The 14,035-nt window shown below is 42.7% G+C and carries 12 protein-coding genes; 5 read left to right on the top strand and 7 right to left on the bottom strand.

The genetic code is table 11. The annotated features are described in order from the left end of the window. Positions 1-234: 234 nt before the first annotated feature. Entirely contained in the window at positions 235-1,836 is a 1,602-nt protein-coding gene (locus C9J48_RS24550) for an ATP-binding protein (RefSeq protein ID WP_036804100.1), read from the top strand. Positions 1,837-1,872: 36 nt separating this feature from the next. After that, positions 1,873-2,553, top strand: a complete 681-nt coding sequence (locus C9J48_RS24545; RefSeq protein ID WP_181320836.1) for a response regulator — start codon at positions 1,873-1,875, stop codon at positions 2,551-2,553. 55 nt (positions 2,554-2,608) lie between these two features. On the opposite strand, the gene C9J48_RS24540 is transcribed toward C9J48_RS24545, so the two are convergent. Further along, complete coding sequence (locus C9J48_RS24540) at positions 2,609-3,508, bottom strand: LysR family transcriptional regulator (protein WP_006232825.1); 900 nt, start codon at positions 3,506-3,508, stop codon at positions 2,609-2,611. Positions 3,509-3,698: 190 nt separating this feature from the next. Here C9J48_RS24540 and C9J48_RS24535 point away from each other — a divergent pair, with 190 nt between their 5' ends. The 3 genes from C9J48_RS24535 to C9J48_RS28040 all read left to right on the top strand — a co-directional run bounded on the left by C9J48_RS24535 (position 3,699) and on the right by C9J48_RS28040 (position 6,113). Further along, positions 3,699-4,379: a type 1 glutamine amidotransferase domain-containing protein gene (locus tag C9J48_RS24535; protein WP_006232826.1), complete on the top strand. Its 681-nt coding sequence runs from the start codon at positions 3,699-3,701 to the stop codon at positions 4,377-4,379. Positions 4,380-4,525: 146 nt separating this feature from the next. Then, the gene (locus C9J48_RS24530; RefSeq protein WP_006232827.1) at positions 4,526-5,677 is read left to right on the top strand and encodes an iron-containing alcohol dehydrogenase; all 1,152 of its coding nucleotides are present in this window, start codon (positions 4,526-4,528) and stop codon (positions 5,675-5,677) included. A gap of 283 nt (positions 5,678-5,960) precedes the next feature. Continuing rightward, the gene (locus C9J48_RS28040; protein WP_006232828.1) at positions 5,961-6,113 is read left to right on the top strand and encodes a hypothetical protein; all 153 of its coding nucleotides are present in this window, start codon (positions 5,961-5,963) and stop codon (positions 6,111-6,113) included. A gap of 128 nt (positions 6,114-6,241) precedes the next feature. Here C9J48_RS28040 and C9J48_RS24525 read toward each other — a convergent pair whose 3' ends face one another. From C9J48_RS24525 to pflB, 6 genes are all read right to left on the bottom strand, one after another. Further along, a complete protein-coding gene (locus C9J48_RS24525; protein WP_006232829.1) occupies positions 6,242-7,774 on the bottom strand; it encodes a tripartite tricarboxylate transporter permease in 1,533 nt (510 codons plus the stop codon). 10 nt (positions 7,775-7,784) lie between these two features. Continuing rightward, a complete protein-coding gene (locus C9J48_RS24520; protein WP_006232830.1) occupies positions 7,785-8,294 on the bottom strand; it encodes a tripartite tricarboxylate transporter TctB family protein in 510 nt (169 codons plus the stop codon). Positions 8,295-8,400: 106 nt separating this feature from the next. Next, entirely contained in the window at positions 8,401-9,393 is a 993-nt protein-coding gene (locus tag C9J48_RS24515) for a tripartite tricarboxylate transporter substrate binding protein (RefSeq protein WP_006232831.1), read from the bottom strand. A gap of 305 nt (positions 9,394-9,698) precedes the next feature. Further along, positions 9,699-10,439: a pyruvate formate lyase 1-activating protein gene (gene pflA / locus C9J48_RS24510; protein ID WP_006232832.1), complete on the bottom strand. Its 741-nt coding sequence runs from the start codon at positions 10,437-10,439 to the stop codon at positions 9,699-9,701. Between the two features lie 245 nt (positions 10,440-10,684). After that, positions 10,685-11,389 carry a hypothetical protein gene (locus tag C9J48_RS24505; RefSeq protein WP_006232833.1) on the bottom strand — a complete coding sequence of 235 codons (705 nt, stop codon included), beginning with the start codon at positions 11,387-11,389 and terminating at the stop codon, positions 10,685-10,687. Positions 11,390-11,587: 198 nt separating this feature from the next. Continuing rightward, a complete protein-coding gene (pflB, locus tag C9J48_RS24500; RefSeq protein ID WP_006232834.1) occupies positions 11,588-13,864 on the bottom strand; it encodes a formate C-acetyltransferase in 2,277 nt (758 codons plus the stop codon). Positions 13,865-14,035 lie beyond the last annotated feature (171 nt).

Below are 14,035 nucleotides of genomic sequence, written 5' to 3'. Positions count from 1 at the left end.
TGTATTAATATTCTGCATTTAATTGACTTTACAGCTCGCGCAATCGATTGCGCTGTGTTTATACCATAATTTTATCACGGATAAACAAAAATATTCCGTGATAAATGTTGTTTATTTGTTGGCACTGATAACATTGTTAAAAGGCTGAATACGGGAGCTTGCTAAAAGTCTTTGAAATGAATAACGAGTACTATGTTTCAATATTGTTACGTTCGTTATTAAAGGTGAAAGATGATTCAATGGCAGAAGCTGAATTTTCGGCGACGATTGCTGATTATTATGACTATGTCGGGCTTGCTTGAATTATTGATTCTTTCGGCTTTAGGGTTTAGCTACATTAAAAAATGGGAATCCCAAGATTTAGGCGAAAAAGCCATTGGCGTCGCGGAATACATAGCCCAAACACCCTTAATTATTACCGCAGTAGAGCAAAAAGATCCGCAGATTCTCACCGAGGGCGTCGAACGATTCCGACGAGCCATTGGTGCTGCCTTTATTGTGATTGGTGATAATAATGGTATTCGACTTGCACACCCGATAGCTGAGCGTGTGGGGCTGCCAATGCGTGGGGGCGATAATATTCGTGCCCTAACAGAAGGGAAGTCTTATATTTCTTATGCCAAAGGCTCGATGGGTCATTCTGTTCGAGGTAAAACGGCAGTATTCGACAGTCGTGGTGAAATCATAGGGGTCGTATCGGTTGGGTATTTACTGACTGGTATTCACGATAAATTATTGCCATTTTTAACCTTTTTATTGGCGATGGCCATTGTGGTGGTTGGCGCTAATGGTTTATTGGCGAACTTATTGGCAAAGCGTTTTCAGCGCACGTTACTGGGTTTTGAGCCTGAAGAAATAGGGCGATTATATGCAGAGAAAGATGCCACCATGAGCACCTTGCGCGAAGGCGTCTTGAGTATTGATAATCAAGGTATTCTAAGGTCTATCAACCGCAGTGCGTGTGGCATGCTAGGTGTCGATGCAGATCGTGCTTTGAATCGTCCATTGAGTGAAAGTTTGCCGGAAAGCAGCCTTGAGCGATTGCTGTTAACGCGTCAATCTGAACATGATATAGAGTTGTATTTTAACGGGCGAGTGGTGATAGCTAACCGTGAGCCACTATTTCAAAATGGTGTACTCATTGGGGCAGTATCGAGTTTTCGATTAAAAGATGAAATAACCGAATTAAATCGTCAATTGTCGCAAGTGACACAATATGCAGAGTTATTACGAGCACAAACCCACGAGCATCGAAACAAGCTGAATACGATAGCGGGCTTGGTTCAACTTGGGGCATATAGCGATGTATTTAAACTAATCGGACAAGAAAATCAACATTATGAAGCGTTGATCAAGTTTTTGCGTGGTGCGATTGAAGAGCCATTAATTGCAGGTTTGTTACTGGGTAAAAGTGAGCGCGCTCGTGAGCTTGGATTACAGTTAGAGATTGATTTAGAAAGTTGCTTATCCGCCTTACCTGAACATATCAAACCTGAAGATTTGGTGACGATTTTAGGTAATTTGATCGATAATGCGTTCGACGCCACTTTAGCTTCTCATTTTGCAGATACGTCTATTCATTTACATTTAAGCGATTATGGCAATGATTTGATTCTTGAAGTGGAAGACTCAGGAATAGGATTGCCCGAAGGTATCAGCCAGCACGATCTATTACAGCGTGGTGTTTCAACCAAAGCAGGTGATAATCACGGTGTTGGTTTATATTTGATCAACCAAATTGTGTCACGTTATAACGGGCAATACACGATGGAAGATAGGGCGTCGGTAGGAACCAGAATGACGGTTTATTTACCAAAAACAGCATCAATACGTTAAAGGAATACATCATCAAAATACAGGCAGGGAGTGTGAATAGTGTCATTGATTCGTGTTGTGATTGTTGAAGACAATGCCGGAATTGCAGAGCTGCATCGTCGTTGCTTAAGTCAGATAGCTGGCATAGAAATACAGGGAATGGCACATAGCTATCAAGAAGCCATTACGTTATTTGAAGTCTTAAATCCTGATCTTGTCTTATTGGATATACAGCTTCCTGATGGAAGTGGGCTAGATTTATTGCGTTTACTGCGTGCTGAAAAACAAGAAACCGATGTGCTATTGATTACTGCTGCAAGAGATGTCGATACCCTGCAAGAAGCAATGCGAGGTGGGGTGGTCGATTATATTTTAAAGCCAGTGGTTTTCTCGCGTTTAGAAGAGTCAATTACTAAGTATTTGGATTCAAGAGTGACCATGGCAGGATTAGGGGCTATTGATCAAAGTGATGTCGATGCTATGTTGATGCGCCCCAAAGAGCATAAGCTTACGACTCAATTACCGAAAGGCATTGATAATGTCACCCTCGATAAAGTGCGAGAGTTGTTTAAATCCCATGCTCAATTAACTGCGGAACAATCAGGGCAGCTAATTGGCGCCAGCCGAACGACCGCAAGACGCTACCTTGAATACTTGATCAGTAGCGGTGAGTTGGAAGCGGATTTGAGCTACGGCACCGTGGGTCGGCCTGAGCGGGCGTATGTTAAGCGCACATAAAGGCGACTATTTTTGTATTAAGCTAAATACAGACATGATTAATATCGCCGTGTTGTCACAACACATGCTGAGTGAAGTGTTCTTGTAAGTAATCCAGCAGTAGCTGCATTTTTTTTGAATTAGCGGCGCGAGGTGGATAGACACCATAAATCGTAATGTCGCTTAATTCATAGTCTTCTAAAATCGGGGTAAGTTGCCCTGCTTTAATTAACGGTAGTGCGTCGTAGATTGGTAAGCGTCCAACGCCGTGCCCGCCAACCACAAATGCAGTTCTTGCCGATGCGCTATTAGTGGTAATGCTGCCCTGCATTTTGACATTGTATGAGCGCGTGCCTTTTGTCAGTGTTTGGATTTTTGACGTCTTCTTATAAACCACCCATTCATGATTGGCTAACTCAGCAGGGGTACGAGGTATACCGTGTTGGTTAAAATAGTGGGGTGATCCGCACAATATATTCTTCATGGTCATCAGTTTTTTTGCGTACAAACCAGAGTCAGCAAGTGGTGCACCTCGAATGGCTAAATCGACCCCTTCTTGAATAATATTAACGATATCGTCGGTCAGATTCAGATCTATTTCGATCTTGGGATATAAGGTTTTGAACGTATTCAGTGCGGGTACAATGGTATGCATGCTGATATTAACTGGGGCGCTAATCGTGAGTTTACCTTCTGGCTCTTCACGCAGGTTTTCAATCTGTAGGTTGGCAGCCGCGGCTTCTTCACTGATACGTTTACACCGCTGAAAGTAACGTTGACCAGCATCGGTTAGGCTAATGCTGCGCGTGGTACGGTTCAATAACGGCATGCCGATATGATCTTCAAGCTTTTTCAGGTGATAGCTGACGACCCCACGAGATAAGCCCAGTTGCCGCGCGGCAGCTGAAAAGCTCCCTTGTTCGACAATTTTGGCAAAAACGACCATGCTTTTTAGTTGCTCAAAAGATACATCCATTCTTTTTCTCTATATCGTTAATGCACCATTAAAGGAGCAAAATGGTCAAGGAATCGTGCTCTAGTATGCCTAAAGACTACTTATTGTTCTAATTATTCAAACAATGATTCTTAATTTCTCTCCATTGTCGAATTTAATGAATAGGCATACACTCTCAGCACGCTTTAAATAGGACATAACGAGGTTGATGATGAAAATTTTAATGGTGTTAACATCTCACGATAAGCTAGGCGATACGGATCATAAGACTGGCTTTTGGATTGAAGAGTTTGCAGCACCGTATTACCGCTTCTTAGATGAAAATGCGGATATTACATTAGCATCACCTGCGGGTGGTCAACCTCCTATCGATCCTAATAGTGAACTTGAGCAATCACAAACAGAAGCGACGGTACGTTTTAATCGCGATGAGCAAGCGCAAGCCGTGTTAGCTAATACTCGTAAGCTTAGCGATGTGAACGAGCAAGACTACGATGCAATTTTTTACCCTGGTGGTCACGGACCATTATGGGACTTGGTAAGCGACAGTGATTCTATTGCGTTAATTGAAGCGTTCTGGCAAGCAGGCAAGCCTGTTTCTGCTGTGTGCCATGCACCAGCTGTGTTATTAAATGCTAAAACAGCTGATGGCGAATATATTATTTCTGGTAAAGCGGTGACAGGCTTTACAAACTCAGAAGAAACGGCTGTTGGTTTGGCTGAAGTAGTGCCATTCTTGCTGGAAGATGAACTAAAAGCCCGTGGCGGGCAGTTTGAAGCTGCACAAGATTGGAATTCATTAGCGATTCAAGATGGCATGTTAATTACTGGGCAAAATCCAGCATCATCTGAAGCGGTTGCAGAAGCCTTGCTGAGCTTATTGGCTCAATAGTGCTGTGTAACGTAATAAGTACCACATATTAAAGTGATGTATTGTACTTAGTGTCTGAATCTAAGGTGTAATAGGTCACTTGTAATGTCCACAAATTATAAAAACACTCATGAATACTGTATTCATGACTAATAAAGGAATGAGCAATGCTTAATTTCACGTTTCATAACCCTACTCAAATTTTCTTTGGTGAAGATCAAATCGCAGCGATTGCAAAAGAAATCCCTGCGGATGCAAAAATCCTCGTGACTTACGGCGGCGGTTCGATCAAATCAAACGGTGTTTACGAGCAAGTAAGTACTGCATTAAAAGATCATAACTGGATTGAATTTTCAGGCATCGAGCCAAATCCACAGTTTGATACCTTAATGAAAGCAGTTGATGTTGTTAAAGCGGAAGGCATTACTTACCTTCTTGCTGTTGGTGGTGGTTCTGTTGTTGATGGTACCAAGTTCATTGCAGCTGCAGCGCGTTTCGAAGGTGATGAACCTTGGGATATTTTAGCGAAACAAGCACAAGTTAAAGATGCTGTGCCACTATCGTGTGTATTAACCCTGCCTGCAACGGGCTCTGAAAGTAACATTGGTGCTGTTGTAACACGTGATACGACGAAGCTGGCATTTATGTCACCGTTTGTTCGCCCTGTTTTCGCAGTGCTGGATCCGAAAGTAACGCTAAGCCTTTCTGAGCGTCAGGTTGCTAACGGTGTAGTTGATGCGTTTGTTCATACAATGGAGCAGTACTTAACGTTCCCTGTGAATGCAAAAGTACAAGACCGCTTTTCTGAAGGTTTGTTGATGAACCTGATTGAAGAAGGCCCGAAAGTATTGGCAAACCCGGATGATTTGGAAGTTCGTTCAAACATCATGTGGTCGGCAACAATGGCATTGAATGGTTTGATTGGTTCTGGTGTACCTCAAGATTGGAGTACTCACATGATCGGTCATGAATTGACGGGTCAGTATGGTATCGATCATGCACGTACGCTAGCGATTATTCTGCCTGCTGTTATGAAAGTACAGCGTGAGCAAAAACGCGGTAAATTAGTGCAGTATGCACAACGTGTTTGGAATATTGTTGATGGCACTGAAGATGAAGTGATTGATCAGGCTATCGAAAAGACGGAAGCATTCTTTAAAGCTATGGGTATGCCTGTACGTTTGACTGATGCTGAGCTAGATGCTGAAAGTATCGAGAATATTTTGGCACAACTTGAACTGCACGGTATGACATCACTGGGTGAGCATGGCGACATGACACCAGAAGTGAACCGTAAAGTACTAGAAGCTGCTTTATAGAAGACCTTGTTCTTGAATACTGTTCTCGAAAATTAAATGAGATCCAAAGATTCATTTAATTAAACATAAAAACTGATAAAAGCCCTGTTAGTGCATTACTAGCAGGGCTTTTTTACGTAGTTCTATTTTATATTTAAGCAACATCTTGATTTATATAGCGTGATTTTAACGTGCTACTGTCGATAGTTAAAAATGGAAACTGGTTTTTCATTACTAGTGCTTTGTTGATGTAGCGGTTCTCTTTATTGTGCGTGCTCAGCCTATAAAAAGAAGATAAATCAAAATGAAAGAGTCAACGAATAACCAAACCGTATCGAATAGTGCGGTTATAGAAGAGCCTGTTACTAAATGGCAGTATGCGATGCTGATCGCATTCGCAATTATGGCGAGCTTAATCAGCTTTGTTGTTGTGATGATAGAAGCGAATACCCGTTAATCAGGCATAAATATCGGCAATATATCAGCGCGTTTTTTGTTATGTTGCGCTGCTATATTACCGATACTGACGGCTTTATTTCATGGTAGAGCAGTGATGATTGCTCTGCTGTGATAACACTTATCCTCTTATTCTACATTGAGCTTCGCGTCGCTCGTCTTTCTCTTATGCTGCAATGCCGTTCGAATAATGGGGGTGATTAACACTAATGCTGCAATAACCGTGAACGCGAGTGTAATAGGGCGCTCCCATAAGAAGCTAATTTCCCCATCACTGATCATCAAGGCTCTACGCAAGTTTTCTTCCATTAATCCACCCAGAATAAAGCCGAGTAGTAACGGTGCAAGTGGGAAGTTTGCAAGCCTTAGTGCAATCGCAGCCATCGCGACTAATAGCATGATAAAGACATCGACGGTGTTAAAGGAAACTAGATATACCCCAGTGATAGAAAAGAACAAGATCATCGGTAGTAATACGGTTCTTGGCACCATTAATAGCTTTGAAATGTACGGGATTAACGGCAGATTTAGAATCACCAGTACGATGTTGCCAAAGTACATTGAGATAATCACTGACCAGAAAATATCGGGGTGATCGACAAACAAACGAGGCCCAGGCTGAATACCATAAGCAATCAACGCCCCCAGCATAATAGCGGTTGTGCCTGAACCCGGAATACCTAAAGTTAATAGCGGTACAAACGATCCACTCGAGGCGGCATTGTTGGCTGATTCTGGTGCGACTAACCCACGAAGGCTGCCTTTACCAAATTCAGCTTGCTTGTCTTTTGGTGCAATACTACGTTCAAAACCATAACTTAAGAATGCTGCGATAGTCGCACCTGCACCAGGTAGTACGCCCACAAAGAAGCCTAAAATCGATGAACGGATAGAAACGGGGGCTAGCTCTTTAAATTCATCTTTGGTCACTTTCATACTGCCGATCTGGCTGATTTTCTCTTGCTCTTCTTGGCTAGTATCGTTTTGAGGTTTTAATATCCCCATCAGTGTTTCACCTAAAGCAAAGGTCGCCATTGCCAATAATAGGAAGCTGAAGCCATCCATCAGATCTGTTAAACCAAAAGTAAAGCGTTCAACACCGACACCTTTATCTATACCTACAGTTGCTAACATTAAGCCAAGAACCGTCATCATCCATGCTTTTACCACTTGGTTTTTACCGGCAAAGGCAGCAACGGCTGATAAACCTACAAGCATTAGGGCAAAGTAATCTGAAGACTGAAAACTTAGAGAGACATTAGCCAATATTGGTGCGGCAATTAACAACATAATGGCAGAAAGCGTACCACCAACGAATGATGAGTAAGCCGCCAATGCGAGGGCTTTACCTGCTTGGCCTTTCTGTGCCATTGGGTAACCATCAAATGCGGTTACTACGGTAGATGAACAGCCAGGGGCATTGATTAAAATTGATGACGTCGAGCCACCAAATACTGCTCCGTAATATACGCCAGCCATTAAGATCAGGCCCGATGCCGGATCTAACCCATAGCTGATTGGGATCATCAGCGCGATGGCTGAAATAGGACCAAGACCGGGTAACATGCCGATAAACGTACCAACAAAACAACCTACCATCACCATCATTAGGTTAGTTGGCATAATGGCCGTGGATAGACCTGAAAGGATTCCATCTAACATCCGTGTTCTCCTACCAAGCTGAGAATATGTAGCCTGACTCAAGGTAAATATCTAACCCTTGAGTAAGCAATAACCAAAATGCGGTCACAAAAGGAAATGACGCACCAAAGAGAATAGATTTACGACGCTCACCCAGCAGTAAAAAACCACCCAGTAAGAATAAGCTGGTGGAAAGCACAAAGCCTAGCCACGTTAACCCCACACCATAAGCCGCCATTAAGATTAGAAAGCTAATCAGTAGCTTCCAGTTAAAACCAACCGTCGCTCCACTTTGATCATCATTTTTACCGGTAATCAGTAGTAATAATGATAATACAACACCTGCAATTGTCAGTAGGTATGGCAATGTACGGGCGGTAAAGGGTTCAAATTCATCACCAGGAAATAAGGCGATATTCGTGATTTGGTAACCATAAATAAGGGTAACAACAAGAAAAATTAATGCACCGATGCGGTCGCGACTGAGCAATTGTACTGATGATTTCGGTGCTGAATTAGGCTTCGAAGTAGAGGAATTCATTACGCTCTCCCGAATTAAAAGAACCGCACCTAAAGAGATAGGTATAGCTTTAGTGCGGTATTGATTTGAATATAAGGGCTGCTTATACACCCCTTATTCTAAGAATTTACTTTAAGAACCCGAGTTCACGCATTAGACCGCCCATCTGCTTTTCTTGTTGTTCAAGAAAGCTGTAGAAATCTTTGTCATTTTTGTAGGTATCGATCCAACCATTACGGTCTCGAACTACAGCCCACTCAGTGGTTTTGTACATACCAGACAGCGCTTTATTCCATGCCTCAATTTTTGCTTGGCTAGCACCGGGGGCGGCAAAGAAACCACGCCAGTTTGCAAAAACAGTATCGTTACCTTGCTCGACTAAGGTTGGAATTTCAGGGGCGGCAGCTAGGCGTTCTGGTGCTGTAATCGCCAGCACACGTACTTGACCTGATTTGCTCATTTCCAATACTTCACCAAGACCTGTCGATAGCAATTCAGTTTCGCCAGACAGTAGGGCTGCCATGGCTTTACCGCCGGCATCGTAGGCAATGTAGCGTACTTTACGAGGGTCAAAACCTTCGCCTTTAAATGCCGCAGCGACGATCAGATGATCCATCGAACCACGTGCTGAACCGCCTGCGATTTTCACGCTACGAGGATCTTTGGTGTACTGTGCGACTACTTGTTTCCAATCGGTAAAAGGGGAATCCGCCGATACCACAATAGCGCCGTAATCCGCGATAGTGGCTGCAACAGGGGTTAGATCTCGGAAAGATTGCGGGAAAATACCACTCAGTGAGCGAACAACGATAGGGGTTGAATTTACCATTAAAGTATCAGGTTGACGCTTCGCAGTTTCGATTAAATGTGCAATGGCTTTACCGCCGCCGCCGCCAGATAGGTTTTGATAAGAGACTTTTTCAACAAGGCCTGATTTTGCCAGTACTTCACCTGTACCACGAGCTGTCATATCCCAACCACCACCAGCCCCGCCTGGTACTAGGAAGTGAATTTTTTCAAGTGATTCAGCCATCGCAGAGCTAGATATTGCCGCCATGCTTGATGCTAAGAGAGTGACCGCTACACGCGTCGTAAACTGTTTTTTAAAGGTGTTCAACATGATTAAGCTTCCTTTTTTATCACTGCTGAGATGCCTATTGGGCTAGCAGGGTTAATGAGAAGTTAAATCAATGTTACCTGTGGCGCTATAAAACGTAAAAAAAGAGATTAAAGAACCTTCTATCCATTTTGTTCATAAAGTTCACGGTGAAATAGGAAGGATTAAGATAAAAGAGCCAGAGAAGACAGGTAAGCAAAATAAGATAAGATTGATACAGTGATAAGTTGAATTATTATGGAAAAGTAACCAGGTGCTTTATCAACAAAAAAAGCCTCATTAAGAGGCTTTTTTACTGGTTTCTTCGCTTAGTAAATCACTTTATGGCCATAGCTTGAAATGATTTCTTTCATCTTTTCCATCGTTTCTTTTGATGGTGGTTGAACACCTGATAGTGGGTAGTCATAACCCATTGCATCCCATTTATGTTCACCTAGCTGGTGGTAGGGTAGCAGCTCAATTTTTTCGATGTTATCCATATCTTTAATGAACGCACCTAAATTATGAGCAGATTGTTCATCATCCGTGTAACCCGGAACTATGACGTAGCGAATCCATGTTTTTTGACCGCGTTTGTGAAGGTAACGAGCAAAATCCAGTACACGTTTATTAGATACACCAACCAGTTCTTGGTGAACCGTATCATCCATCTGCTTAAGGTCAAGCATGACAAGATCGGTGGCATCTAATACTTCATCAATCACATCAGTATGCTTACGGATATAGCCATTGGTATCAAGGCAAGTATGAATGCCTTCAGCCTGTGCTGCGCGGAAAAAGTCACGAATAAATTCAGGTTGAAGCATAGCTTCACCACCAGAAGCGGTTACGCCACCACCCGATGCTTTCATGAAATGACGATAAGACACCGCTTCTTTCATTATTTCTTCAACCGAAACTTCACGACCGTCATGAAGATCCCAAGTATCACGATTGTGACAGTATTGGCAGCGCATTAAGCAGCCTTGCATGAAGATAATAAAACGGATGCCGGGCCCGTCGACGGTTCCGCAAGATTCGAAAGAGTGAATACGACCTTTTACTGACATTACTATCTCCGCATATATTGTGCGTGTTATTTACCTGTCATTTTATTACAAAACGACAGGGTAAAGTAGCCCTATATACGTTTAAAGTGTAAGGGCAATTGTAGTGTTTTGTCTGCGTGTTTTGTGTTCTTCTTTTTATCGCGCCATTCAGTAATACTTGTTGTTGCTCGGTATATCTATTGGAGGCTAAAACAAAAAACGGAACGAGCCCGTTTTAGTAATCGTATTATCAGTGGCTTTGCAGCTTAGCCTTTTCTTTGGCACATGGCTTCACATCGTTCGAGGTATGAAGCATATAAGTCTTTATCAATAATATAGTTTTTATAAATGAGCAAAAGCAGAGCTACAGCGGTAATACTGATTTTATCTCCTGCTTCTAGCCAAGGAATGGCTTCTTTATATCGACCGTTATCGAAGTGATAAGTGCCAATTTTGACGCTACACTCAATAGCAAAAATACCGCTGTATGTAGAGCCTTCTTTCCATAGCTCCATCATTTGATCCCAAGGGATGTCGTTAAGGTTTGTTAGACGCAAACAAGTGGCCTTTCGCATTAATAGTAATGCTCTATCCTCTTCTTTTAGTTCAGCATCGTGAGTAAGCCATAGATCGTAGAACTCTAAAGCAACGTTATAGTTCACAGGGCAAAATACTTTGCTGAAAGCGCCTCTTCGACCTAAAAAAGCCGCATCCTGACCTTCTGTAATTGCTGGGAGGTATCCACGTTTACCAGCGTTTAGAAGTTGATTTAAGGCGTCTGACCGTATCGCTTTACTTGCGGCTTTTGCATCTTCCTTAGATAATGTTTTATCGACTACTCCTTTGAACTTATCATCAAAGACTAGTTTTGCAAACGCGACACATGCCTTATCATCTTCGGCTTTTGCAAGTTCATGCATCGGAGCGCCTCTCTCCTTGATAGGAAGTTTCATTACTTCTTCGAAAGTCATATTAAGTCTTCATATTTGTTAATGTTTTCATTCAATAAATCGTACAAGCCGACTTCTTTTTCATTTTAATATAGAGCAGGGCTTTAAGTAAGAAAATGTGACCATGTGGCAGATAACAAAAAACCGACTATAAAGTCGGTTTTTTATTAGGACAGCGTGAGAAGACTAATGACTAGTTTCTCGTTGCTCAGCTCTAAATTATAGAGATGCAGTGAAAGTACGTGCGATTACGTCTTTCTGCTGTTCAGTTGTTAGAGAGTTAAAACGCACAGCGTAACCCGATACACGGATAGTTAGCTGTGGGTAGTTCTCTGGGTGCTCAACGGCATCAAGAAGCGTTTCACGGTTTAATACGTTAACGTTCAAGTGCTGACCGCCTTCGATGCCAGCTTCATGGTGGAAGTAACCATCCATAAGGCCTGCAAGGTTAGCTTTTTGAGTATCTGCTTCTTTACCTAGTGCGTTTGGCACGATAGAGAATGTGTAAGAGATACCATCTTTTGCGTCAGCAAACGGTAGTTTACCTACAGATGTTAGAGAGGCTACAGCACCTTTCTCATCACGACCGTGCATTGGGTTTGCACCTGGTGCGAAAGGAGCGCCAGCACGACGACCGTCTGGTGTGTTACCCGTCTTCTTACCGTATACAACGTTAGATGTAATAGTAAGGATTGACTGAGTAGGGATAGCATCACGGTACATTTTCAACTTACGGATTTTGCCCATAAATGTTGAAACTAGTTCACAAGCGATGTCATCTACACGTGAATCGTTGTTACCGAATTTAGGGTAATCACCTTCGATTTCGAAGTCGATAGCAATGCCGTCTTCGTCACGGATAGGCTTAACTGTTGCGTACTTGATAGCAGACAGTGAGTCAGCTGCAACAGAAAGACCAGCGATACCACAAGCCATTGTACGACGAACGTCACGGTCATGAAGCGCCATTAGCGATGCTTCGTAGCTGTACTTGTCGTGGCTGAAGTGAATGCTGTTTAGCGCAGTCACGTATTGTGTTGCTAACCAATCCATGAAGTGATCTAGACGATCCATCACATCAGCGTAATCTAGAACTGCATCAGTTACAGGTGCAGTCTTAGGACCGATTTGGATTTTAAGCTTCTCATCAACGCCGCCGTTGATAGAATAAAGCATTGTTTTAGCAAGGTTAGCACGTGCACCGAAGAACTGCATTTGCTTACCAACAACCATTGGAGATACACAACAAGCGATTGCGTAGTCATCTGAGTCCATGTCTGGACGCATTAGATCATCGTTTTCGTACTGGATAGAAGAAGTATCGATAGATACTTTCGCACAGAAACGCTTGAAGCCATCAGGTAGCTGCTCAGACCAAAGAACAGTGATGTTCGGCTCTGGAGAAGGACCCATAGTGTATAGGCTGTTTAAGAAACGGAAGTTTGAACGTGTTACTAGTGTACGACCGTCAAGGCCCATACCACCCATTGATTCTGTTGCCCAGATTGGGTCACCAGAGAACAACTCATCGTATTCAGGCGTACGTAGGAAACGAACCATACGTAGCTTCATTACGAAGTGGTCAATCATTTCTTGTGCTTGAACTTCTGTGATTACGCCAGCTGCGATATCACGCTCAATGTACACATCTAGGAACGTAGAAGTACGACCTAGAGACATTGCAGCACCGTTCTGTGATTTAACTGCAGCTAGGTAGCCGAAGTAAGTCCACTGAATTGCTTCTTGTGCACTCGTAGCAGGACCAGAAATATCGTAGCCGTATTTAGCTGCCATAGTTTTGATCTGACCTAGAGCACGGTGTTGCTCTGCAATTTCTTCACGAAGTTGCATTGTCATTTGAAGATCTTCGCCTAACTCGAAACGCTCTTGTAGAGACGTAAACTGAGCGAACTTGTCTTTCATTAGACGATCGATACCGTATAGCGCTACGCGACGGTAATCACCAATGATACGACCACGGCCGTATGCATCTGGAAGACCAGTCAGTACACCAGACTTACGACATTTCATGATGTCAGGCGTGTAAATATCGAATACACACTGGTTGTGTGTTTTACGGTATTCAGTAAAGATTTTAGAAACTTCAGGATCTAGTTCACGATCGTACGCTTTACAAGAACCTTCAACCATACGGATACCACCGTTAGGGATGATAGCGCGCTTTAGTGGAGCTTCAGTTTGAAGACCAACAATCGTTTCAAGATCTTTGTTGATGTAACCTGCATCGTGTGCAGTGATAGTAGAAATAACTGAAGTATCAAAATCAACAGGAGCGTGAGTGCTGTTTTCCTGCTTGATACCTACCATTACTTGTTCCCAAAGCGTTGCCGTTGCTGGCGTTGCTTCAGATTCTAGGAAAGACTCGTCACCTTCATACGGTGTGTAGTTCTTTTGGATGAAATCACGAACGTTTACATCGTTCTGCCATTCGCCTGCAGCGAAACCTTCCCAAGCTTTAGCAAATTGCTCTGCCATGTTATACCTACCTGTTTCTATTCAGTAGAAAAAATACGTACTGATTACGACGCAATTATGCGAGCAACCATCATAAATGATGAACAGTACACTTTTATTAACAATAATACGGATAATGAAAAATTACAGCTCAACTAAATTAAGATTTCATTATTCGTATTAGTGCTTATT

Source organism: Photobacterium profundum (assembly GCF_003026285.1).
GTDB lineage: Bacteria > Pseudomonadota > Gammaproteobacteria > Enterobacterales > Vibrionaceae > Photobacterium > Photobacterium profundum.
This window is presented reverse-complemented; position numbering and strand designations above follow the sequence as displayed.